Consider the following 24,050-nt stretch of genomic DNA (forward strand, 5'->3'; position numbering starts at 1 on the left):
TTTGTGTCAACTGCCCGACTGTATTACATAACTAAAACTCTGCTTAGCTACGGACTCGATGAGCTTATTCCAAAACACAAAGCACCTTGGTTTGCTAAACTTGCACGAGGAAGTTTGTTTTGGTTGCGCAACCAACACAAAGATAAACCACCTGGCTTAAGACTTCGATTAGCACTGCAACAACTTGGCCCGGTGTGGATAAAATTTGGCCAAATGCTTTCAACTCGACGCGATTTACTGCCTCATGATATCGCCTTGGAATTAGCCTTTTTACAAGATCAGGTAGAACCGTTCGAAGGTGAGCTAGCCCAGAGGATTATCGAAAAAGCATTAGAAATAGATGATATTAGCCAGCTATTTAGCGAGTTTTCACAAACCCCCTTGGCATCGGCCTCAATTGCTCAAGTGCATACTGCCACCCTCGTTGACGCGCAGGGTGAATCGCAAGATGTTGTTATTAAAGTTATTCGCCCTAATATTGAGCAACAAATCAACGCTGACTTAGCACTAATGGAAAAATTAGCTAAGGTTGTCGGTAAATTAATTAACGAAGCCAAGCGATTACGCCCTGTGGAAGTGGTTAAAGAGTATAAAAAAACATTGCTCGATGAGCTCGACTTAATGCGTGAGGGTGCTAACGGCATTCAATTAAAGCGTAACTTCGAAGGTTCAGAATCTCTTTATATCCCCACTGTATATAGTGATTACAGCCGCAATAATGTATTAGTTATGGAGCGAATTTACGGTATTCCTGTTTCGGATACTGAGGCGCTCATGGCACAAAATACCAATATGAAGTTATTAGCAGAGCGCGGAGTGGAAGTGTTTTTTACTCAAGTATTCCGCGATAGTTTTTTTCATGCAGATATGCACCCTGGCAATATTTTTGTGTCGCGCGAAAACCCGCACAATCCTAAATATATTGGTATAGATTGTGGTATTGTGGGAACACTTAACAAAGAAGATAAACGCTATTTAGCTGAAAACTTTATTGCCTTTTTTAATCGTGACTACCGCCAAGTAGCTCAGCTACATGTTGATTCAGGGTGGGTGCCGCCCGATACCAGCATTGAAGAGTTTGAATTTGCCATTCGTACCGTTTGCGAGCCCATTTTTAATAAACCACTGGCTGAAATATCATTTGGCCATGTACTGGTTAATTTATTTAATACTGCACGTCGTTTTAATATGCAGGTTCAACCACAACTCGTATTATTACAAAAAACCTTGTTGTATGTTGAAGGCTTAGGTCGCCAGCTTTATCCACAACTAGATTTGTGGAAAACCGCAAAACCGTTTTTAGAAGACTGGGTAAAACAACAGGTTGGCCCGCTTTCTGTACTAAAGCAAATGTATGCAAACTTGCCGTTTTGGGCAGAAAAAATGCCTGAGTTGCCTGATTTAATTTATCAAAATTTAAAACGAGCACCGCACGCACAACCTCCAACATCAACGGTTTCACATAAGCCCTTGGTTTTAGGACTTTTTAGTAGTGCAGCGATGATTGTTTCAGCATTATTTTATTTACAACACAACTTAATGGCTGCTGGCGTTGTCTTAGGCTGTGCTGTAGTTGGCTTTATAGCGGCTTGGCGCCGCGCATAAACTAAGTGCTATTTACCGCTGCGAGCGTATAATCAGCATTTAATCTTAATATTAACGGCTTTAAAAGCAGGAGAAAACCATGGGGTTTGGTGGTATTAGTATTTGGCAGCTATTAATTGTACTTGCAATCATTGTACTTTTATTTGGTACCAAAAAGCTACGCGGTATCGGTGGTGATTTAGGCGGTGCAGTTAAAGGTTTTAAAAAAGCGATGTCGGATGAGCAAAGCGCTGAAAAACAAGCCAGCGAAAATAAAACAGAACACATTGAAAAATCAGCAGAATCAACACCTATCGATTCAAGTACAACTAGCAAAACTAAAGACAACGACAAGGTTTAACCAGCATGGGAATGTGGGAGCTTGTTGTTGTATTTATTGTCGGTTTGGTGGTGCTTGGTCCTGAGCGTTTACCTGTCGCTATTAGAACTGTGAGCCGTTGGGTTAAAACAGCAAAAGCAATGGCCAATTCCGTAAAAGCGGAGGTGAGTGAGGAGCTTCGTGTGCATGAGCTACACGAAAATCTAAAAAAAGCAGAGCAACAAGGTCTTAAAGATTTAAGTCCTGACCTACAAAATTCTGTTTCTGAGCTACAACAAGCGGCGCAATCAGTCACCCGTAGCTATAAAAAAAGTCAAACGCCAGCATCAAATAGCCAACAAACAGATGACTCAAAGTGAACATAGCACTCTCTTTTTTTCATGCACTTAATACACGGTATAAAACACAATGACTGAGGAAGTAAAATCAGGGTTTGTCGCTCATTTAATTGAATTGCGTGACCGGCTAATTAAATCGTTATTGAGTATTTTAGTGATTTTTATTGGCTTAATTTACTTTGCAAACGATATTTATACCTTTGTAGCCGCTCCGTTAGTTGCTCATTTACCTAGTACAGCCACTATGATTGCAACGGATGTTACTGCACCGTTTTTTGCCCCTTTTAAGCTGACGTTGTTTGTTGCTTTATTTGCTGCCATTCCTTGGATTTTGCATCAAATTTGGGGGTTTATAGCCCCGGGTTTATATCAACATGAAAAAAAAATGCTGATGCCCATATTGGCTTCCAGTATTATCTTATTTTATAGTGGCATTGCTTTTTGTTATTTTGTGGTGCTACCTATAATTTTAGGGTTTTTCACTAGTGTAGGGCCGCAAATGATGACACTTGCGCCCGATATAAGTAGTTATTTAGGTTTTGTGCTCAAGCTGTTTTTTGCTTTTGGGATCGCATTTGAAATCCCAGTTGCAATTATGTTGCTCTGCTGGAGCGGTGCAACAACCACACAAAGTCTAAAAGAAAAGCGTCCCTATATAGTGGTTGGCGTATTTGTAGTGGCAATGTTTTTAACGCCTCCTGATGTGCTTTCACAAACCCTATTGGCACTACCTATGCTGCTTTTATTTGAGCTTGGTTTAATTTTAGCTAAATTTTATACCGCAAAACCACAACAAGAATCTAAGGAATAATATGAACAAGTATTTACTTTCTTTACTCACTTTAGTCAGCGTACCGGTTTTAGCCGCTACTCCTATTAATGAGCAAGCTTTGCAAGCCTGTAGTTTTATTGAAAACGACTTTAATCGTTTACTCTGCTACGACAACACCATTGCCGGAAAGTCATTAACACAACCAGCGCAAAGCCAGCTAAGCAAATCGGCACAAACAAATGTAAAAGCTGAGGCTCTCGCTGCAACAGCGCCTGTGGCCACTAAAACAAAAGAGTTTGGTTTAGAGCATAAAGAAATTGCTGAAAATGGTGAAGAGTCTATTACATCAATGATTTCATCTGTTAAAAAAGCTCCTTATGGTGAGCTAATCATTACCTTAGAAAATAACCAGCAATGGCGTCAAATTGGCTCAGATAGCTTAAAATTAGACGAAGGTGATACTGTTATCATTAGCCGTGGCGTATTTAACTCTTTTTTACTTAAAAAAGCAGATCAAAACCGTTCAATTCGTGTAAAACGTACTCAGTAATGCAATACACGTTAATTGATGCTGGCGTAAATTTAACTAATCATCAATTTGATGGTCAGCATCAAGAGGTGCTCGCCAGAGCAAAAGATGCGGGCGTAAACAGGATGCTGATTATTGGCTGTGATATAACCTCCAGTGAAGAATCATTAGCACTTGCTGCGCACTATAATCAATATGCTACCGCTGGTATTCACCCTCATGACGCTAAAACAGCAACCCCTGAGCTTGAGCAACAACTTACTCAGTTCGCTCAAAATGAGCATGTTATTGCCATAGGTGAATGCGGACTAGATTACAATCGCGACTTTTCCCCTAGAGATATACAACGTGCTGTTTTGCGTCGTCAGCTCGCATTAGCTGAAAAACTCAACTTGCCTGTTTATTTGCATGAACGTGATGCCAGTGAGGATATGCTCACTATTTTAAAAGAATTTACTGTTCGCGGTGTACTGCACTGCTTTACAGGCAATGCGCAAGCACTCTCAGGTTACTTAAGTTTAGGACTTTATATTGGTATTACCGGCTGGGTATGTGACGAACGACGTGGCGAGGAGTTACAGCAACTTATACCGAGTATTCCTATTGAACGTTTATTAATAGAAACCGATTCGCCATTTTTAATTCCTCGTATTGTTAAACCAAAGCCAAAGCCAAAATCAAGACGAAACGAGCCAGCATTGCTGCATTATGTGTGTGACACGCTTGCTCAGCTTTACGACATTCCAGCATCTGAAGTGGCAAAACATACTCGTGAAAACTTTAATCGCTTATTTGGATTAGAGAAAAAATAATGCGCATCTACAGCACCTTGCTGGCATTCATTTTGGTGTTTTTTACATCCTGTTTCCCTGCAACTGCAATTGATATAAATAGCGAATTTAGCTCAAAAAAAATAGAGTCGATTCATTATTCGTTTACCCCCAACTCACTAGAAGATGCACAACAAAGCAACTTACAACAATGGCAGTCACTTAATAATAAACCGCTTAATTTAGGTCTTGAAACTCGCCCTGTGTGGATTCAATTTCAACTAAATAATTATCTTAATAAGCCAACAGAGCCAATTTTATCGTTAGATAACCCACTTCTAAACAATGTATACCTGTACCACTTTATGGGTGAGAAGCAACTAAAATCGGAACATTTTGGTGATGCTCTTCCTTTATCTGATAGAGCGATTAAAAGTGAGTCTTTGTTGGTTAAATTAACACTTCCCGCTAACAGCGAAACCACCGTTTATCTTAACGTTAATAATAATGCAGGAGTCGGGCTTCGTGTCCCCCTCACCTTATGGCAACAAGATGCATTATTAGCCCATAAAAGTATGCTTAACTTGCACTATGGATTACTGATTGGATTTATTTTTTCTTTGGCTATCAGTAGCTTGGTTTTATTTGCTTTTTCACGTAAACATTATTTTGCCTATGCCGGTGTGATTACACTGATGCTTAGCCTATTTTTAGCATATTTAGGCGGATTTGGGTTTCGTTATGCCCCCCCAAACATAGCAGCCTTACAGCAATTAATGCTGCCTATTTTGCTAATGCTGATCACGGTGTTGTTTCTTCCTTTACAGCGCCATGTTTGCATACCCATTAAATCCAACTTAGTTAAAGGGCAAACAATAATTACCACCTTATATGCATTGGTTATTGTACTTATAGGGTTGCTGCCTACTCCAAGCGTGGCTTTGTTTGCTATTTTAAGCATTCCTGTCATTTTAAGTTATCATGTTGTCACAACATTATTTTACTTACGAAAAAACCCCACGAGCCCCAATAAATCTCTATTAATGGCACTCGGGTTCTTTTTAATTGTAGTCATTCATTTTTCCGTTGCGTTAACAGGCCTGTATACCGTCACTAGATCCAGCTTAATACTCACCTTCGCGGCCTCTTTAAGCTGCTCATTTTGTTTAAGCTACACCGTCATAAAATTATTTATATTACAACGTGATGAGCAAGTCACAACACAACAGGCATTGATTGCAAAAAGTGCAGCGCAAGACGCGTTGTTAAATGAACGAATTGAATTACAAGATCGCACTCGTCATGAACTTGAAAACCAAGTTGATGAGCGCACCTTTGAGTTACAAGTCACGCTTAGGGAACTTGAAGATAAGAACCGTGAGCTTGAACAACTCAATATGGAAGATGCTCTAACAGGGGTAAAAAACAGGCGCTTCTTTGATAAAAAAATAATCATGGAAATTCGCCGTTCACGCCGTGAGCAAACACCCTTGAGCATCATTATGCTTGATATAGATAAGTTTAAAGAAATCAACGATACCTATGGCCACTTAACCGGCGATCAGGTAATTCGAGCAGTCTGTGATGTTATTAAACAACAATTAAAACGTCCCCTTGATGAAGTGGCGCGTTATGGTGGTGAAGAATTTGTCGTCCTGCTACCCAATACTAATAATCAAGGTGCGTTAACTATTGCCGAGCAAATACGGTGCGCAGTAGAAAAAAACACTGTCAGTGTTGCAGGTACTACGATTAAATACACCATTAGTGCCGGTGTTTATACTCATATTGCCGATGATGTTCATAACCCTGAAACATTTACTGAGCGTGCCGATAAGGCACTCTATCTAGCAAAACAACATGGCCGCAATCAAGTGGTTAATTTTCCAATCTCACAGTAGGAGCGTATAACTTATGGCCCAATCTGGACTAGACCTTTTCCCATATACTCGCATGCGTAGAATGCGCCGTAATGATTTCTCTCGTCGCCTTATGGCTGAAAATCAGCTGAGTGTTAATGATCTTATTTACCCTGTTTTTGTGCTTGAAGGTAAAAACCGTCGTGAAAGTATTGAATCGATGCCCGGCATTGAACGTTTGTCAATTGATTTACTGCTAGAAGAAGCTAAAGAATTAGTTGATTTAGGCGTCCCTGCGCTTGCTATTTTCCCTGTTACCCCTGCAGATAAAAAGTCTCTACTCGCTGAAGAAGCGTATAACGATGATGGCTTAGCACAAAGAACTGTTCGCGCATTAAAAGAAACCTTTCCTGAGCTTGGCGTGATCACCGATGTTGCACTTGACCCATTTACTGTGCATGGTCAAGACGGCATTCTTGATGATGTAGGTTATGTAATTAATGACGTCACTACCGAAATTTTAATTAAGCAGGCGCTATCACACGCACATGCAGGTGCTGATGTTGTTGCCCCATCAGACATGATGGATGGGCGTATTGGTGCAATTCGTGAAGCCCTTGAAGCCGATGGCTTTATTCACACTCGCATTATGGCCTATTCAGCAAAGTATGCATCAAGCTACTATGGCCCATTTAGAGATGCTGTCGGTTCAGCAGGAAACCTAAAAGGCGCTGATAAAAAAACTTACCAAATGGATCCTGCCAACTCTGATGAAGCTATTCGTGAAGTAGCTCTTGATTTGCAAGAAGGCGCCGATATGGTAATGGTTAAGCCAGGTATGCCTTATTTAGACATTGTACGCCGCGTTAAAGATGAATTTGGTGTACCAACATTTGCTTATCAGGTAAGTGGTGAGTACGCGATGCACAAAGCCGCTATTGATAACGGCTGGCTGAGTGAGGAAGCCACTATTATGGAGTCTCTATTAGCATTTAAACGTGCAGGTGCTGATGGCATTCTGACTTACTTTGCAAAGCAGGCTGCCCGCTATTTAAATAAGTAATAAAAGCATATTGATATAAAAGGGCTTTATTGCCCTTTTTTTATGTTTAAGAACAACACATAGTTGGCATTTATGCAGCGTTACCCCCTATTTTTATAGATAGTAATCACACTACACAGGCTCTGCCTTACCTAAAACCAAACACACAACTGTACGTTCTACCTCAAAAAATAACAAAACTTAATATTGTTAACATTCTGTATTCTATTTGTAATCATTTTTCATTACACTAAGCGTCCCATTTGGGGAAACAAAAACACGGGAAAAAATAATAATGTTGAAAACAAAAATAACGCCATTGGCGCTTGTGTTAGCAAGCCTCAGTGCACCCGCTACCGCAAACCTCGTTATATCAGAATACGTAGAGGGCAGTAGCTATAATAAAGCAGTAGAACTATTTAATAATTCGACAACCCCACTGTCATTGGATGGCTACACCCTAAGCCTCTATTCAAATGGCAATACAGAGGCGAACAATACGCTCGATTTAACCGGTGAACTTGCTGCTAATAGCACGTATGTCATTGTTAATGGTAATGCTTCAGTTGAATTAAAAGAAAAAGCAGATCAACTCAGCGCCGTCACTAACTTTAATGGTGATGACGCACTGGTACTTACGCAAGGCTCAACCGTTATTGATAGCTTTGGTCAACGCGGCGTAGATCCAGGTTCATTTTGGTCTGAAGGTGGCGTACAAACGCAAAATAAAACACTGCGCCGTAAAGAAACTCAATTAAACGGACGCACTGATGCCGATGGCGCTTTTAATCCAAGTGAGCTATGGCTGCAATTTGATCAAGATGATTTTAGTGATCTAGGTATCTTTGCAGGGAATTCTTCACCTAATCCAGATCCTGAGCCAGAACCTGAAGATCCTTTACTATGTGGCGCTGATAAAACATTAATTAGCAGTATTCAAGGTGAAGGCGCAAGCAGTCCACTGGTTAACACTGTGGTTGAATTTGAAGGCGTTGTGACGGCTGATTTCCAAGCAGATGATCAGCTCAAAGGCTTTTTTGTAAATTCACTTAATAGTGATGAAGATGCAAATCCCCTTACTTCTGAAGGTGTATTTGTTTACTTTACCAATACTGATGTTAATGTTGGCGACCATGTTCGCGTACAAGGTACTGTTGAAGAGTACTTTGATGCCACCCAAATTGGTAATGTTAGCCAAGTTGCTATTTGTGATATCGGCCTTTCAGCTTATCCTACTAAAATCACTTTACCCGTTATCGATCAAAGTGAGTTAGAAGCATTTGAAGGTATGTTGGTGACCCTAGAGCAGCCATTAGTTGTCACGAATAACTATGGTTTAGGTCGTTACGGTGAATTAGAGCTTGCCACCGAACGTTTATATCAAGGGACACAAGTTGCACTTCCTGGTGCGGCAGCAAATGCGGTTGAAGCGCAAAATCTAACTAAAAAAATACTCGTAGATGATGGCTCAACTCGTCAAAATCGCGACCCTATTGCTTACCCTGTACCTGGATTATCGGCAGAGAATACGCTGCGTACTGGCGATACAGTAAATACCGTAACTGGCGCCCTAGCGTACAGTTTTAGCACTTACCGTATTCACCCAACGGTCACACCTCAGTTTATAACTACGAATCCACGCACCGATGCGCCAGAGTTAAACCCTGACGCTGATTTACGTGTTGCCAGCTTTAACGTGCTTAACTACTTTAATGGCGATGGCCAAGGTGGCGGTTTCCCAACTAGCCGAGGTGCTGACTCAGAAGTAGAATTAATTCGTCAACAGGCCAAGCTAGTTAGTGCTATCAGTGCTATGCAAGCTGATGTGATTGGCTTAATGGAAATTGAAAATGACGGCTTTGGTGAATTTAGTGCTGTTGCAAGCTTAGTAAATGCACTTAATGATGCCGACAGTCAAAATCACTATGCATTTGTGGACTTTGGCGTTGATAAAATCGGCACCGACGCCATTACTACCGCGCTTATTTATCGTGCTGATAAAGTACAGCAGGTAGGAACAGCAGCGATTACAACTGACGCGCCTTTTGACTACAGCAATCGCGCACCTATTGCGCAAAGCTTTAAATCTTTAGAGACAGAAGAAGTCTTTACTGTTGCCGTTGCCCACTTAAAATCTAAAGGTGGTTGTGGAAGTGCAACTGGTGGAAACGCTGATCAAAATGACGGCCAAGCATGTTGGAACGAAATTCGAACTGCTGGCGCCAATGCATTTGCTGATTGGTTAAATAGCAAACCAACAGGGGTTGATGATGAAGATATCATTCTTGTTGGCGACATGAACGCCTATGCAATGGAAGATCCTATCCGTGCATTTGCTGATAAAGGCTTTAAAAATGTGGTTGCTGAGCTAGATGGCAACACTTTAGGTTACTCTTATAGCTTTTCTGGCCGAGCGGGTAGTTTAGATCACGCCCTAGTCAGCCCAAGCTTATTAAATAAAGTAGTCAGTGCAACCGATTGGCACATTAATGCCGATGAGCCTATCTCGCTTGATTATAACGTTGAATTTAAATCTGACGCACAACAATCAACCTTATATGCTCAAGGTCCTTACAGAGCGTCAGATCATGACCCTGTTATTGTCGATATTCGCTCGACCATTATCGCGCCACCTGAGCCAGAACCTGAAGTAATTATTGGCGAAATTAATAATATTGGCGGGTGGTTTTGGTGGAAAAGCTACAGCTTTGAAATCCCACAAGGTTATGACGAGCTAACGGTTAGCCTTGACGGTGGCTGGGGTGATGCAAACTTATTTGTACGCCATAAAAGAAACCCGACTCTTTTCAGAAAAGATTGCGCCTCAATAAGCTTCGGTAATAGCGAAAGTTGTTCATTTACCAACCCTAAAGAAGGTAAGTGGCGAGTGCGTGTAAACGGCGCCATTCCTTTTGGTAATGTTAAATTAACGTACAAAGCAACAAAGTATGCTGATTAAGCTTAATTAGTCGGTTAACAATTAGGTATTGTGACCTAAAATATCTATATAGTTACTCAAAAGCCGCTTTCGCGGCTTTTTTATTTTTTATTTTTTATTTTTTATACAAATGTAATTCAGACAAGCTTCAGCAAACATTGCTTACTATCTATGCAAACCTTGATATGGCATTTATCAAATTTCACACCTTTCATTTATTGTTCAATAAATACAAAATGTGAAGCTGCGTTACTACACCAGCGCTAAAACGATAATTGCCCAGTCCTGCTAACCCATATAAAAACCATTGAGATAGACGTTACTCTCGCTGTAAATATATTTTTATAAAGGATTCAAAATGAAAGAACGCATTCACCTTATATCAACTTGTCAAAGGGCTTTTAAACCTTTGGTAGGGATGTTGATAGTTTTTTCACTGTGGGGAACGAACAACGCCATTGCAGCAACCTCATTAGAAGCGGCAATACCACAAGGCAGCTTATTTGATGTGATAAGTGCGCGTGCTAAAAAGCTTGCTGAGCAAGATTATATTGCACCTAAAAACATACAAATAGAAGCGCTCAATAGTATTGATTATCAAGACTACCGCTCAATCCGCTTCAAACACGATCAATCGGTATGGAAAGATGAAGGGCTTTATGAGCTGCAACTGTTTCACCCAGGTTTTTTATATAAAACCCCAGTCAAAATCAATATCGTTGATCACGATGCCAAGCTTAGCCGCCTCCCATTTAGCACAGACTTTTATCAATATGATGGAACAGCAGCACACCTAAAAGATGAAATAGCGAAAAGTGTTGAAGGTACACAGTTAGGGCATGCTGGTTTTAGATTGCACTACCCACTAAATAACGATGACTATAAAGATGAAATTATGGTGTTTCAGGGCGCTTCTTATTTTCGCCTAGTTGGACCTAATCAAGTTTATGGCTTATCAGCACGCGGATTGGCAATTGATACCGCACAAACATCTGGTGAAGAGTTTCCTTCATTCAAAGAGTTTTGGTTAGTAAAACCAACACCAGAGCAAACTAATATTACTATTTTTGCTTTACTCGATAGCCCATCGGTAGCGGGAGCCTATAAGTTTGAAATAGACCCAAACACACAGACACGTGTTAACGTCGACATGCAAATTTTTGCGCGTAAAGATGTTAAAAAGCTAGGTATAGCGCCATTAACGAGCATGTTTTATCACGGTGAAAATAGCACTAAGTTTTTTGATGATTACCGCCCTGAAGTACATGATTCAGATGGTTTGCTCACGCAGTCACAAGAGAGTAATTGGGTATGGCGTCCGCTTAATAATCCATCCCAACTCAGTGTAACCTCTTTTTCATATGAGAATCCAAAAGGCTTTGGCCTTGTGCAGCGTGACCGTGAATTCAATAACTACTTTGATATCGAAGCGCATTACCACAACCGCCCTAGCCTTTGGATAGAACCACAAGGTGAATGGGGCAATGGCCGTGTTGAGCTAGTAGAAATTCCAACAGATACTGAAACAAACGATAATATTGTAAGTTATTGGGTTCCTGAAAAGCCGTTCAAAGCAGGAGAGGCATTAAAGTTTAGCTATAAAATGACGACGTTTAATGATTATCTAAGCCAAAATAATTTGGCCAAAGTAGCTAGAACGCGTATTGGTAGTGCCGCATTACCTGGTGAAGATAATCCACCGCCAAAAAGCCATCGTCAATTTACTGTTGACTTTACCGGCCCTGATATCAATCAGTTATCAGCAAAATTAGCACTTAGCGCAGATCTTCAGCTTACTACCGGTGAAGCCCGCGATATTACAGTGCAAAAATTACCAAAATCATTAGGTTGGCGTGTTGCTTTTAAAGTCGCTCCCCAAGGTAGTGATCCTGTAGATATGCGTTTATCGCTAAAGCTACGTAATAAAGAAGTGAGCGAGGTATGGAGCTATGTTTGGTATCCAAATGACATCAAGTAAACAAAGCGCAGGCACGCCGATGCCTTTTAAAACACTTCGTGTGTGGTTATTTGCTATCGCTGCTATTGGTCTTTCAGGCTATGGCATTTCAATTATGTTTGAAATTTTAAATTCAAATGGCATGACCTTACTTGAGTATGCACTTCTTGCTTTATTTTCTATTACTTTTGCGTGGATAGTCACCGCATTTTGTAGTGGTTGTATTGGTTTTATACTGCAGCTATTTCGGATAGATCCACTCACACTTAAAAAAATAAAGCCGGTCTCTATTAACAGTGAAGCATTGTCACAGCAAAAAACGGCTGTGGTTATGCCTATATATAACGAAGATACGCACAGAGTGATTGCAGGCTTTGAAGTCAGCTTACAATCATTAAAAGCGACAGGGCAATTAAAACACTTTGATTTTTATTTACTAAGCGATACACAAGACGCAACTATTGCTAGTAATGAATTAAGTGCATGGCATGCGTTATGTGAGCGCTTAGGTGATACTGCAAAGCAGGTATTTTATCGTCGCCGTGAAGATAACAAACATCGTAAAGTGGGTAACTTAACCGACTTTTGCGAGCGCTGGGGTAGCCAATACGAGCATATGATTGTATTGGATGCTGATAGTGTGATGACGGGTCAGTGCATGCTAGAGCTCACTACCAGTATGCTGAATAATCCACAAGCGGGATTGATTCAGACTATCCCTATTCCTGTGCGCCAAGATACCTTTTTTGGACGCTTTTTACAGTTCGCTTCAATTCTTTATAGTCCAATGTTAGCTACCGGCTCTGCTTTTTGGCAAACCGATAAAGCCAATTACTGGGGCCATAATGCCATTATTCGCGTTAAAGCATTTATTGATTGCTGTGGCTTGCCAACACTAAAAGGTAAAGCGCCTTTTGGTGGTGAAATTTTAAGTCATGATTTTGTGGAAGCCTCTTTATTACATAGCGCGAATTGGGACGTATTATTACTTGCCGATATTGAGGGCAGTTACGAGGAAGTTCCGAGCAACATATTAGATTATGCTGTACGCGACAGACGCTGGGTTCAAGGTAATATTCAACATCTTGGCTTATTATCATCAGCAAAATTAAAGCTAATGAGTAAGCTGCATTTTTTACTGGGTGCAACCGCGTATATATCATCACTCATTTGGTTATCTATGCTGGCGTTAAGCACCATAGACGCGGTAACACGCGCTTTAAATAGCGATGTCTATTTTAATCGCGCCTATCAACTATTTCCAACTTGGCAAATAGCCAAAACAGAGCTCATTGACTCATTACTTTACTTAACTATCATTATTTTATTATTGCCTAAACTCATGGGCGTGATTGTTACCTTAGTGCATAGAAAGCAGCGCTTTGGTGGTGCATTAAAACTTACTTTAGGGTCTATAATTGAAACCGTGTTTGCCATTATTGTGGCACCATTAATGATGGTTTTTCATGCGTATTTTGTAGTCTGTGTATTTTTAGGTAAAAAAGTAAAATGGGACGCTCAACCGCGTGAAGGCAGAATGGTGCCATGGAAAGAAGCATTTAGTTATACATTGCTTTCTTCGCTGGTTGCCATTGTATGGGGTAGCGTTGCTTATTACTTTACGCCAGTCTTTTTTTGGTGGTTATCTCCTATTTTATTAGGGCTCATACTCGCTGCACCTATTGTGCGCTATTCAAGTAGTATCAAGCTAGGCGTTAAGCTCAGGCAGTGGGGAATTTTTCTCTGCCCGAGTGAAGTCGATAATGATGCAACATTAGCGGCACTTAAAGTACACCTTAAAGAGATAAGCGTTCCACCTGCAGGGCGTTATTCAACAGCAATACCGCTGTTACCACAAGAACATAAAGTAACCATGCCTATTCAGAGCTTTAGTGGTGAATCACATCGTAAGAAGTTTAAAGCGCTCATCAAAAAAACAGCTAATAAGCTAAATTAATACCAATTCGCTTAATTAAGTCAGCTATTTTGAAGATTTGTATAGCCATAATAAATAAAAAAGGAGCAACTAACTGTTGCTCCTTTTTTATGACCGCACGTTTTTATTTTCGAGCTTAATAACCTTCAGACAATAAAAAACCCGCAACACGTGCGGGTTTTTTTAAAGAGTTAAAGTGCTAATTACTTAGCTGCTTTTTTCTCTTTTTCTGCAGCAATTACTGTGTCAGCTACGTTTTGTGGACATGGTGCGTAGTGTGAGAACTCCATAGAGAACTGACCACGACCTGATGTCATTGTACGTAGTGAACCGATGTAACCGAACATTTCTGATAACGGTACGTCTGCTTTAATGCGAACGCCAGTTAAACCAGCTTCTTGGTTGCTTAACATACCACGACGACGGTTAAGGTCACCGATTACGTCACCTACGTGATCTTCTGGCGTGAACACGTCAACTTTCATGATTGGCTCAAGAAGTTGTGCACCCGCTTTAGGGATAGACTGACGGAAAGCGCCTTTAGCTGCGATTTCGAATGCGATTGCTGATGAATCCACGGCGTGGAAGCCACCGTCGAAAAGTTCAACTTCAACGTCAAGTACTGGGAAGCCAGCTAGAACACCTTCGTTCATCATTGACTTAAAGCCTTTCTCAACTGCAGGCCAGAATTCTTTAGGTACGTTACCACCAACAACTGAAGATGTGAACGTGAAACCAGAACCCACTTCGCCAGGCTTGATACGGTAATCGATTTTACCGAATTGACCAGAACCACCAGATTGTTTCTTATGCGTGTAGCTATCTTCGACTTCACGAGTGATAGTTTCACGGTAAGCAACCTGTGGTTGACCAACGATAAGGTCTACACCGTAAGTACGCTTAAGGATATCTACTTTGATATCTAAGTGAAGCTCACCCATCCCTTTAAGGATAGTTTCACCTGAATCTTCATCAGTTTCAACTTGGAAAGATGGATCTTCTGCAACCATTTTACCGATAGCAACACCCATTTTCTCATTACCGCCTTTATCTTTAGGCTGTACAGCAATCGAGATTACTGGAGTTGGGAATACCATTGGCTCAAGTGTTACTGGGTGCTTAGGATCACAAAGAGTGTGACCAGTTTGCACGTTCTTCATACCAACGATAGCGATGATATCGCCCGCTTGTGCTGAAGTAAGCTCTTTACGATCATCTGCTTGCATCTCAACCATACGGCCAACACGCTCAGTTTTACCCGTAAATGCATTAAGGATAGTGTCACCCTTGTTAAGCTTACCAGAGTAGATACGTACGAATGTTAATGCACCAAAACGGTCATCCATGATTTTGAATGCTAACGCTTTGAAAGATTCGTCTGCAGATACAATTGCATGCTCGCCGTTTTCGTTACCTTCTTCATCCATAAGAGGTTGAGGATCAACTTCTGTAGGGGCAGGTAGGTAATCTACTACTGCGTCAAGTACAAGTTGCATACCTTTGTTTTTGAATGCAGAACCACAGAATGTAGGGAAGAACGCAAGGTCACGAGTACCTTTACGGATACAACGCTTGATGTCTTCAATTGAAGGGATTTCACCTTCCATGTACGCTTCCATTAGGTCATCGTCTTGCTCTACAGCAGTTTCGATAAGCATTTCATGGTATTCATCAGTTTTCTCTACCATGTCAGCTGGAACGTCAACAATTGAGTAGTTCTCAGGAAGACCTGTCTCATCCCAAACGTACGCTTGTTTGTTTAAAACGTCTACAACACCTATGAATTCGTCTTCAATACCAATTGGTAAAGTCATAACTAATGGAGTAGCACCAAGTACTTTTTGTACTTGCTCAGTTACACGGTAAAAATCAGCACCCATACGGTCTAATTTGTTTACGAAGATGATACGTGCAACGCCTGACTCATTCGCATAGCGCCAGTTAGTTTCTGATTGTGGCTCAACACCACCAGAACCACAGAATACACCGATACCACCGTCTAGTACTTTAAGTGAACGGTAAACTTCAACGGTGAAGTCAACGTGTCCAGGAGTATCGATAACGTTAAAACGGTGATCTTTCCAGAAACAGCTTACTGCCGCAGACTGGATAGTAATACCGCGCTCAGCTTCTTGCTCCATGAAATCGGTAGTAGACTCACCATCATGTGTCTCACCGCTTTTGTGGATTGTACCTGTAAGCTTTAGGATACGCTCAGTAGTTGTGGTTTTACCCGCATCAACGTGCGCGAAAATACCAATGTTTCTGTACTTCGATAAATCTGCCATTAATTTTACTCTTAATAAAGTCGATAAATTATTCGGCGGGAGTATAGCATTACTTAAAGCGAACATCACCATAGAAGTCGCTTAAAATGCAATCAATTTATAAAAAACTTGCTTTAAAGATATTTTGAGGTATGAGATGGGCTTAAAAGAGGCACATTATAAACTGTATTTAAACGACTTAAGTCTTTATCAGCGTCATTGTTGAACATCAAAAGCGCAATCGGATGATGACATGAAGCAAACACAATTATTTTGCCCATACAAATCGTTAGTAAAATCACTCAAAACTCATAGTTTTGAATTTGTCGCTAATAACTAAATTACCCGCAGTTTTGGCTTTGATTTCATCAATAGTCACACCGGGTGCACATTCTAATAAATGAAAAGCGCCATGTTTTGCAGCGATATAAGCCGACTTATATTTAGAGGCGATCAAATATAGAAAAACACACACAAGCCCACCGCAATAAAGGCAAGTAACTTAACAATCGATTCAAAGGCAATACTGGCAATTAACCCGGGGTTATGCTCACTGGGCTTAAGCCTGCGAGCGCCAAATAAAATCGCAAATAAAGCCAGTAATAACGTAATATAAAACGTACTATCAGCCCACACTTGGTTACTTTGAGTAGGGGCTCGGCCGGTGACTAAGTTGATGCTCTGCGCAGTTGCACTTAGCTGAAGAGAGATATACGCCACAATCGCTATTACTGAAATAAGTGAGATCAGCCCTGACAAACTCGACGATTGCCCATATCGCGTAGCAATAAAATCAGCTAATGACGTGAGTTTTTGTTGTCGACAAATATGTGCAATGCGGCAATACAGCTGCCAGCCAAAAATAAATAATATAATCGTGCCCGCATAGGTAGGCGCCAACCACCAGCCATTACTAGCCGCTTGTGCTGTGGTGCCATAAAAATCCCATGAGGTACAATTAACACCCAATGATAGGCCATAAATCATGCCCTTGAATGGCAGCACCTTACGCCTATCTGCCCACCCCGCCACTGCAAATAATACTCCTAGGTACACCACGGCAATAAGGCTAATAAACCAAATAGAAAACATATTTTTGTTCTTGTTATTATAATACTTAACTTGGCATAAGGAGAACTGCAGCAAAAATCAGCCCTTACTTTAGTGCTATAAATGAACAAAAAGTTAAAATAAGAATTATTTGCATTTAGGTGTTGACAGTTATTTAAATCTAACTGATAATCAATCTCAACAAGAAGGAAGTACATTGCTTTTTGTGACGGTAAAGTTCATTTGTTTCTCGACCTGAAACAAACGTGTGGCGCACGCTAACAGCTATGGAAACCTGTTATAAACCACAACGCCCCTTGCTGTTTATGACCTGTTTCCGCCCTACTCATTTACTTGCTACATTGCTCATATCGGTGACGGTAGATATGAAACTAAAAAGCCCTTACGGGCTTTTTTTATGCCTATAATTTAATATAAAACCCCCAAAGTTAATGAGAATCATTTTCATTAAGGTGTTGACTACCACTCAAATCTAACTGATAATCACTATCAACAAGAGGGAGTGCATTGCTTCTTGTGACTGAAAAATTCATTTGTTTCTCGACCCTGAAACAAACGTGTGGCGCACGCTAACAGCTATGGAAACCTGTTATAAACCACAACACCCCTTGCTGTTTATGACCTGTTTCCGCCCTACTCATTTACTTGCTACATTGCTCATATCGGTGACGGTAGATATGAAACTAAAAAAGCCCTTACGGGCTTTTTTTATGTCTGTAATTTAACGCGTAAGGCCTTAACCTAAGCTTTTATAAATTAACGGCGGTTTTTTCGTGCACGTGCTCGGCGTTGTTTTTTCTCTTCTTCTTTGGCTTGCTTTTTCGCCTCTGCTGCCGCGCGCAATCCAGCTACCATTATCTCTTCTTCTTCACGCATGGTAGGTGTTTCCATGGTAATACGACCGATAATGCCATCTCGTAATTCATTAATTAGAATTTCCGACATTTTATACGTATCGATTTGGTTACCACCGCGAATACAGCCGCGCTTTTTACCCGCCATTTCAACAAACTCCCAATCGCTTTCTGGCAGTTCATCTAATTTATAGCGCGCTTTTAAAAGCTCAGGATAAGCATGCAATAAATACTCGGCGGTGTAACTTGCCACTTCTTCGTACTCAATAGCGGTATCACGTATCGCACCGGTTGCGCCTAAACGATAACCTGAGTTTTCGTTCTCTACTTTTGGCCACAGCATCCCTGGCGTATCGTAAAGCATAATGCCATCATCAAGTTTAATACGTTGCTGCGCCTTAGTAACTGCAGGCTCGTTACCGGTTTTAGCCACTATACGCCCAGCAAGCACATTTATGAGCGTCGATTTACCTACGTTAGGAATCCCCATAATCATGGCTTTAATTTGCTTATCGGCACCGACTTTATGCGGCACTAACTTTTTACACAGTTCATTAATTCGATGCACTTCTGCGGCTTTATCGTTACCAAACGCAATGGCTTTTACGCCATTTTCTTGCTCAAAATAGTCTTTCCAGATTTGCGTCATTTTAGGATCAGCTAAATCGGCTTTATTGAGAATTTTGATGACCGGCTTACCTTCACGCAGGGTAGCCACCATCGGGTTTTCGCTACTGTAAGGAATGCGCGCATCTAGCACTTCAATGATCACATCCATTTGTGGCATTATTTCTTTAATTTCATTTCGGGCTTTATTCATGTGCCCAGGGAACCACTGTATTCCTGTTCTACTCATTTGATTTTCAAACCTTTTAATTCAACCCATAACGCCATGGGGCACTGTGTGGGGTACTGGGTGAATAATTTCGATTTATCACCTCAACTAATAGTACATAGTTTACTACAGAAGCAAGCTATAGTGCTTCTAAAACTAAAAAGAGTTCACTTCAAGTTTTCTTAAGGCCAATCTCTGAGCGCACAAAATAACCGAGCACCCAAGTATTTTCCTATTTTTTAATAATGTATATTCTCTACAGTGTGAGCAATCTGGAGAGCTTCAGCCTCGTCCAGAAAACATCGAAAGTTCGAAATTCCATCACATGCTCCTGCGCTTACTTTGCCCCTGTCTTTTTCATGGCGTAACCGAACTTTGTATTAAGATCTGCAAGAGACCAAAGCCTGTCGAATATTTTGCAACTTTATCCATAACATCATCTAAGGAATGAACAACTCATGCCTCCATGGCTCAAGAACCGCACTCAAAAAAATGAATCAAAATCCCATTAACACCAATTAGGCTTGGCGACCCCTCTAAAAATAATAAAAACCAAACACAAGAGAAGATTATGAAAAACACATTTTATAGACAGCCAGTTCCTCGCTATTTTGAAACAAGTCAAAATCAATGTGCCAGCCTCTGAGCTTCTCAAGGTGTAGAGGAGTAATTAATCTATGAATCGCTCAGAACTTTTTTGCGATAAGCAGCCTGAATGACTGTGAAAAGTATATTGGACACGTTACATAACAAATAGATAACACGCCCATTAATTTAAACTTTCAATTAGCCAGCGTTATGGTTTTGTGCGCTTGCCATATCGCTGGGTTACGATGAGAAACAACAATGATTGTGCAGTCTAATTGCATTAGTTCCTTGGCAATAATAGCTTCTGTTTCGGTGTCTAACGCTGCAGTTGCTTCGTCTAAGATAAGAATAGGCGCTTTTTTTAATATTGCTTGTGCTAGGCCTATTCGTTGTTTCTCACCTCCTGATAACTGCCCGCCACCATCGACCACAGGCTGATTAATACCCAGTGGAGACTGAGATATTACGTTTGTTAACATCATTTTTTGAGCTATATTTTCTACTTCTTCATCGCTTGCAGTTGGGTTACTCATACGGATATTGCTCGCAATAGTGCCATTAAATATAACTGGCGACTGTGGCACATAAGCAAACAATGTTTCACGCTGAGTGCTGGTGATTGATGATAATGATGTGCTACCGATTTGAACACTACCACTTTGAGGTACATCAAAGCCCATTAAAAGATGGAGTAAGGTGCTTTTACCTACACCACTCTCTCCGCGGATCAATACCCTAGTACCTGATTCAATTTCCGCTGAAAAACAACTAAATGCAGGTTGATAAGTTAGTTTGTCAATTCTCATATTGTAATTATGGAGTTGTTTAGGCTGCTTATTTATTGGCTCTTGCAATTGGGGAGCTTCTAGCACATTAAAGTAACTTTTTATTGCTGAGGTATGCTCATTTACACTTAAAGCGGCTAAAGCAAGCGCCTCCATTGGAAAGGTTGCACGTAATGCCAGTAACATGACTACAAAAACATACTCCCCTGAGTAAACGCCTGCTGCCAACATATAAACCAGCACCCCTAGGCATGGTAAAGCACCTGCTACAACGGCATAAAATGTCGATTTTGCCGCAGCCTTATTGGTGCAAGCTAATGCTTTACTTTGTGCAAGCCAAGCTTCTTCAGCTCGCTTACTTGCATTGATGCAACCCGTTGCACTGCGTAGCAGTTCAATATGATCAACAAACTCTTGCCCCGCATGCTTAGATTTTTGTTCTAACCCACTACGCTGTTGATCTGATTTTAAAAGTGCCCGCTGAGAAATTAACTGTATGTACAAAGCAATCATTAATAATCCAGCCAAGATTAAAGCAACCTGGTATCCAGCAACCCAAGTCATACCTATAGTGATCACTATTGGAATTAATGGTGCATGGATAAACTGTTGTAGCTGATGGGCAGGTATCGCCATAAAACTAGGAATATGTTGACCCATTAAAGTGATTAACTTGGTTTGGTTTTGCGCCTTAAACCAACGCACTTTAATATGAGCCATGCAGTTTATTATTTCACTATAAAGCGCATCAATTAAGCTTACCGCTACATTAAAGCCTGAACGAGAGACTAAAATAGTCATTATAATGGTCACACAGCCCAGTAATAAAACTGTGTATGTAGGCCACACACCTAAAATAGCCAAGGCAATTGCTATGTAACTCAGAGATTCTAAAACAGCCACAGCCCCCCAACCGATTGTCACGGGCAGCAACACTTTAAATGCAGACTTAGTTAATATTGATGGTTTACGCATATTCTTAACCTACACCTTGATTACTTTTTAAGATAAGCTCATCATCAGCTAATAAGCTAATTTCGGGGTCATGACTCACTATGATTATGATTTTATTGTATTTTAATGCGTGTTGCTGCAATGCTTGGATAATTAGCATGGATGTTTCGTCATCTAACGCGCTAGTAGGCTCATCAAGTAGCAAAATTGCTGCTTCGCTTAAAAAAGCACGAGCTAAATTTAAGCGTTGTTTTTCACCACCGGAGAGTGCGCTCGCCTGCTGAGATAAATCGACATTAAGTTGGGCGCTCTGTAGCGCACTCAGGTATTTATTTGCAGCAGCCCTGCCACCTGTTAGAGCTAAATTATCTTGTACCGTTGCATCTAATACACTCAATCCTTGTGGCAACAACATAACCAATTTATTTAATGAGTGTTCGGTAAGATGTTTTATATTTTCAGAATTAATATAAATCCTCCCCGAATAGGCCGGTTCAAAGCCAGCTATTGCACGCAGTAAGCTTGATTTGCCAACACCGCTTTGTCCAGAAATAACAAATAGTGAACCTGATTGAGCCGATAAGTTAATACTTTGCTGGCGTAATTCATTATTAATTTGTAAGCTCAGATCACTAATAACAAGCTTGTTAGATTCAATAGGCTCACACTCTTTTTCACCAAACACCAGCGTGGGTATATTTAAAAACTCCTCAATATCTTTCGCCGCCATTTTGCCTTTATAAATGTAATCAAGCCCGTGACCTAATTTAAGTGCTGGCGCTACAATCACTAAACTAAAAAGCATTAACGGCGCAAGCGAATCAATTTCCCATTGACTGCCAATCCAGTAAACCAATGTATATGTCGCGACCGCTTGCAACATTGCCGTTGCTAGCGCCACGATGGTTGCTACTCGTTTAACTCGATTTTTCATACCGTGAGTAAAACTTGTTGTTGCGCTTTTTAAGCGAGCAAGTGGGCCAGCCGCCGCTGGAGTTGTTCGACAAACTAATACTCCTTTGCTGTACTCAGTCACACTGCCTGTTATTTGAGCCATCACATTAGTGCTCTCTTGAACCTGCTTTTTTGCTAATCTCGGAATAATAAAGAGATAACAAAGTATTGCTAACCCGCCCGGAATAAGAGCAACAAGCGCACTTATATGCGTGGTATAGAGCAATACCCCTAATGTAATAACCGGTATGATGAACAATACAGTCAATTCAGATGGTAGGTGAGCTATCATGTAATGCAAATTAGCTACATCGTCATTAATTAATTTCTTTAACTTATCACTGCGGTATTTTACCAAGCTATAAACTGGTAAAAAGCTAAGTTGGCGAGCGATATCAATGCGCAATTGGGCGGAGAACTTAGCTTCTGCATTATGGCTAAGCCATGCACTTATTCCTGCAAAAGTAGCTGCAAGCAACCAACTTATACATGCTATCAATAACCATTTATCAGCATCCCCTAAAAGTAGCTTAACCACAGATAAAAGTGCAAAAACCCCTGCTATACCACTACATACCGAGAATAAAGTGCCTATAAGCAACTCAGTTGAAATGGGCTTTACCGTGCGCTGCAACCTTTTGTACTTTGCAAATCCTAACAACATAAACAACCCAAACGATAAAGTTAAATGATAAAATTAATTATCAACACAGTGTTGATAATCAGTTCAGCAAAGAGTAATCTAAATAATAATTATTATCAACCTACCTCTTAAAGGATTAATTTGTGTCATCTTTAATACAAAAAAAGTTTTCTGTTTCACTGCTAAGATTGTTTGTATTAACTTACTCTTGCGCTGCTATTACAAACGTATACGCAGATGAGAATGAAGAGAAAAAAGAAGATATTCAGCACGTTATTATCTATGGCCAAAAATTAGCCAGAACAATGCAAGAAACCACAAGTTCGGTACAAATCATTACAGCTGAAGAACTTAAAAAAAATGCTGACCTTACGACAATTGCTGAAATCCTGCCTGGTACTGCAAACGTTATTTATGCTGGTAATACCGATGCACCTATTATTCGAGGCAACGATACAAAAGGCCCTGTTAGTGCAGGCAACGCCTACCTTTCAAAGCCTATTCCGAGTGCAACTATCAGCGTAGATGGCCGATACTTAACAGCCAGTGAGCTCGACTTAGGGGCTGCAGGCTTATGGGATGCAGCTTCGGTTGAAGTATTTAGAGGCCCACAAACAACAAACCAAGGTGCAAACAGCATTGCTGGTGCTGTGGTAATTCGTACTAATGAGCCTACTTTTACACCTGAAATTGCAGCGCAAGCTTTGCTTGGGAGTCGTAATAAACATAGAATTTCCGCTTTAGTATCAGGGCCTTTAAGTGAAGATTTTGCTGCCCGTATCGCCATAGATTACAGCGCTAGAGATACATTTGTGACCTACACTAACCCAAATTTTACTGCACATGACTTCGATCTCGACTGGCAGAACAAAGATTTGCGCGCAAAGCTTTTATGGCAACCAAGCAATATTGACGGTTTAACCAGTAAGATCACCTACGCTTATAACGAAACCCACAGACCTAGAAGTGAAGTAGTTACTGAACCCTATGACAATCTTGAAAACGCCTCTATTTTTCAAGATAACCAAACAAGT

At 40.7% G+C, this 24,050-nt stretch carries 17 protein-coding genes; 12 read left to right on the forward strand and 5 right to left on the reverse strand.

The annotated features are described in order from the left end of the window. The first annotated feature begins 3 nt into the window (after positions 1-3). The 11 genes from ubiB to mdoH all read left to right on the forward strand — a co-directional run bounded on the left by ubiB (position 4) and on the right by mdoH (position 14,086). Positions 4-1,605 (forward strand): ubiquinone biosynthesis regulatory protein kinase UbiB, encoded by a 1,602-nt coding sequence (ubiB, locus tag BG00_RS03685; protein ID WP_036980610.1) that lies wholly within the window; start codon positions 4-6, stop codon positions 1,603-1,605. A 79-nt stretch (positions 1,606-1,684) separates the two neighbouring features. Beyond that, positions 1,685-1,945, forward strand: coding sequence for a Sec-independent protein translocase subunit TatA (gene tatA / locus BG00_RS03690; RefSeq protein WP_013466200.1), 261 nt, complete (start codon positions 1,685-1,687; stop codon positions 1,943-1,945). Positions 1,946-1,950: 5 nt separating this feature from the next. Further along, the gene (gene tatB, locus BG00_RS03695; protein WP_036980612.1) at positions 1,951-2,283 is read left to right on the forward strand and encodes a Sec-independent protein translocase protein TatB; all 333 of its coding nucleotides are present in this window, start codon (positions 1,951-1,953) and stop codon (positions 2,281-2,283) included. A 49-nt stretch (positions 2,284-2,332) separates the two neighbouring features. Further along, a complete protein-coding gene (gene tatC / locus BG00_RS03700) occupies positions 2,333-3,073 on the forward strand; it encodes a twin-arginine translocase subunit TatC (RefSeq protein WP_013466202.1) in 741 nt (246 codons plus the stop codon). Position 3,074: 1 nt separating this feature from the next. Further along, positions 3,075-3,584, forward strand: a complete 510-nt coding sequence (locus tag BG00_RS03705) for a hypothetical protein (RefSeq protein ID WP_036980614.1) — start codon at positions 3,075-3,077, stop codon at positions 3,582-3,584. Continuing rightward, on the forward strand, positions 3,584-4,375 hold the full coding sequence (locus tag BG00_RS03710) for a TatD family hydrolase (protein ID WP_036980616.1): 792 nt from the start codon (positions 3,584-3,586) through the stop codon (positions 4,373-4,375). Before BG00_RS03705 ends, BG00_RS03710 begins: the two co-directional genes overlap by 1 nt. Further along, the gene (locus BG00_RS03715) at positions 4,375-6,234 is read left to right on the forward strand and encodes a sensor domain-containing diguanylate cyclase (protein WP_036980619.1); all 1,860 of its coding nucleotides are present in this window, start codon (positions 4,375-4,377) and stop codon (positions 6,232-6,234) included. The genes BG00_RS03710 and BG00_RS03715 overlap by 1 nt, the downstream gene beginning before the upstream one ends. Before the next feature lie 13 nt (positions 6,235-6,247). After that, complete coding sequence (hemB, locus tag BG00_RS03720) at positions 6,248-7,255, forward strand: porphobilinogen synthase (protein WP_036980621.1); 1,008 nt, start codon at positions 6,248-6,250, stop codon at positions 7,253-7,255. Positions 7,256-7,529: 274 nt separating this feature from the next. Then, positions 7,530-10,193: an ExeM/NucH family extracellular endonuclease gene (locus BG00_RS03725; protein ID WP_036980623.1), complete on the forward strand. Its 2,664-nt coding sequence runs from the start codon at positions 7,530-7,532 to the stop codon at positions 10,191-10,193. A 337-nt stretch (positions 10,194-10,530) separates the two neighbouring features. Beyond that, positions 10,531-12,150 carry a glucan biosynthesis protein G gene (locus BG00_RS03730; protein ID WP_036980625.1) on the forward strand — a complete coding sequence of 540 codons (1,620 nt, stop codon included), beginning with the start codon at positions 10,531-10,533 and terminating at the stop codon, positions 12,148-12,150. Beyond that, the gene (mdoH, locus tag BG00_RS03735) at positions 12,122-14,086 is read left to right on the forward strand and encodes a glucans biosynthesis glucosyltransferase MdoH (protein WP_036980627.1); all 1,965 of its coding nucleotides are present in this window, start codon (positions 12,122-12,124) and stop codon (positions 14,084-14,086) included. Before BG00_RS03730 ends, mdoH begins: the two co-directional genes overlap by 29 nt. A gap of 182 nt (positions 14,087-14,268) precedes the next feature. On the opposite strand, the gene fusA is transcribed toward mdoH, so the two are convergent. From fusA to BG00_RS03760, 5 genes are all read right to left on the reverse strand, one after another. After that, complete coding sequence (gene fusA, locus BG00_RS03740; RefSeq protein WP_036983338.1) at positions 14,269-16,353, reverse strand: elongation factor G; 2,085 nt, start codon at positions 16,351-16,353, stop codon at positions 14,269-14,271. A gap of 432 nt (positions 16,354-16,785) precedes the next feature. Then, complete coding sequence (locus BG00_RS03745; protein ID WP_036980629.1) at positions 16,786-17,424, reverse strand: sodium:solute symporter family transporter; 639 nt, start codon at positions 17,422-17,424, stop codon at positions 16,786-16,788. 735 nt (positions 17,425-18,159) lie between these two features. Further along, positions 18,160-19,113 carry a ribosome biogenesis GTPase YlqF gene (gene ylqF / locus BG00_RS03750; RefSeq protein WP_036980631.1) on the reverse strand — a complete coding sequence of 318 codons (954 nt, stop codon included), beginning with the start codon at positions 19,111-19,113 and terminating at the stop codon, positions 18,160-18,162. A 761-nt stretch (positions 19,114-19,874) separates the two neighbouring features. Then, entirely contained in the window at positions 19,875-21,440 is a 1,566-nt protein-coding gene (locus BG00_RS03755; protein ID WP_036980634.1) for an ATP-binding cassette domain-containing protein, read from the reverse strand. A 4-nt stretch (positions 21,441-21,444) separates the two neighbouring features. Beyond that, positions 21,445-23,037 (reverse strand): ATP-binding cassette domain-containing protein, encoded by a 1,593-nt coding sequence (locus tag BG00_RS03760; RefSeq protein WP_036980635.1) that lies wholly within the window; start codon positions 23,035-23,037, stop codon positions 21,445-21,447. Positions 23,038-23,159: 122 nt separating this feature from the next. On the opposite strand from BG00_RS03760, the gene BG00_RS03765 reads away from it, so the two are divergent. Beyond that, the coding region (locus BG00_RS03765) for a TonB-dependent receptor plug domain-containing protein (protein WP_253861351.1) at positions 23,160-24,050 on the forward strand (891 nt) is incomplete at its 3' end.

It is taken from the genome of Pseudoalteromonas sp. SCSIO_11900, assembly GCF_000576475.1.
In the GTDB taxonomy this organism is placed as follows: domain Bacteria; phylum Pseudomonadota; class Gammaproteobacteria; order Enterobacterales; family Alteromonadaceae; genus Pseudoalteromonas; species Pseudoalteromonas tetraodonis.

What these genes read in the sequence shown, in the direction of transcription:
- BG00_RS03715 (WP_036980619.1), top strand. Translation starts at nt 4,375, where the DNA reads ATGCGCATCTACAGCACCTTGCTGGCATTCATTTTGGTGTTTTTTACA.
- hemB (WP_036980621.1), top strand. Translation starts at nt 6,248, where the DNA reads ATGGCCCAATCTGGACTAGACCTTTTCCCATATACTCGCATGCGTAGA.
- tatB (WP_036980612.1), top strand. Translation starts at nt 1,951, where the DNA reads ATGGGAATGTGGGAGCTTGTTGTTGTATTTATTGTCGGTTTGGTGGTG.
- fusA (WP_036983338.1), bottom strand. Translation starts at nt 16,353, where the DNA reads ATGGCAGATTTATCGAAGTACAGAAACATTGGTATTTTCGCGCACGTT.
- mdoH (WP_036980627.1), top strand. Translation starts at nt 12,122, where the DNA reads ATGTTTGGTATCCAAATGACATCAAGTAAACAAAGCGCAGGCACGCCG.
- BG00_RS03760 (WP_036980635.1), bottom strand. Translation starts at nt 23,037, where the DNA reads ATGTTGTTAGGATTTGCAAAGTACAAAAGGTTGCAGCGCACGGTAAAG.
- tatC (WP_013466202.1), top strand. Translation starts at nt 2,333, where the DNA reads ATGACTGAGGAAGTAAAATCAGGGTTTGTCGCTCATTTAATTGAATTG.
- BG00_RS03730 (WP_036980625.1), top strand. Translation starts at nt 10,531, where the DNA reads ATGAAAGAACGCATTCACCTTATATCAACTTGTCAAAGGGCTTTTAAA.
- BG00_RS03725 (WP_036980623.1), top strand. Translation starts at nt 7,530, where the DNA reads ATGTTGAAAACAAAAATAACGCCATTGGCGCTTGTGTTAGCAAGCCTC.
- BG00_RS03705 (WP_036980614.1), top strand. Translation starts at nt 3,075, where the DNA reads ATGAACAAGTATTTACTTTCTTTACTCACTTTAGTCAGCGTACCGGTT.
- ylqF (WP_036980631.1), bottom strand. Translation starts at nt 19,113, where the DNA reads ATGAGTAGAACAGGAATACAGTGGTTCCCTGGGCACATGAATAAAGCC.
- BG00_RS03710 (WP_036980616.1), top strand. Translation starts at nt 3,584, where the DNA reads ATGCAATACACGTTAATTGATGCTGGCGTAAATTTAACTAATCATCAA.
- BG00_RS03745 (WP_036980629.1), bottom strand. Translation starts at nt 17,424, where the DNA reads ATGTTTTCTATTTGGTTTATTAGCCTTATTGCCGTGGTGTACCTAGGA.
- tatA (WP_013466200.1), top strand. Translation starts at nt 1,685, where the DNA reads ATGGGGTTTGGTGGTATTAGTATTTGGCAGCTATTAATTGTACTTGCA.
- BG00_RS03755 (WP_036980634.1), bottom strand. Translation starts at nt 21,440, where the DNA reads ATGCGTAAACCATCAATATTAACTAAGTCTGCATTTAAAGTGTTGCTG.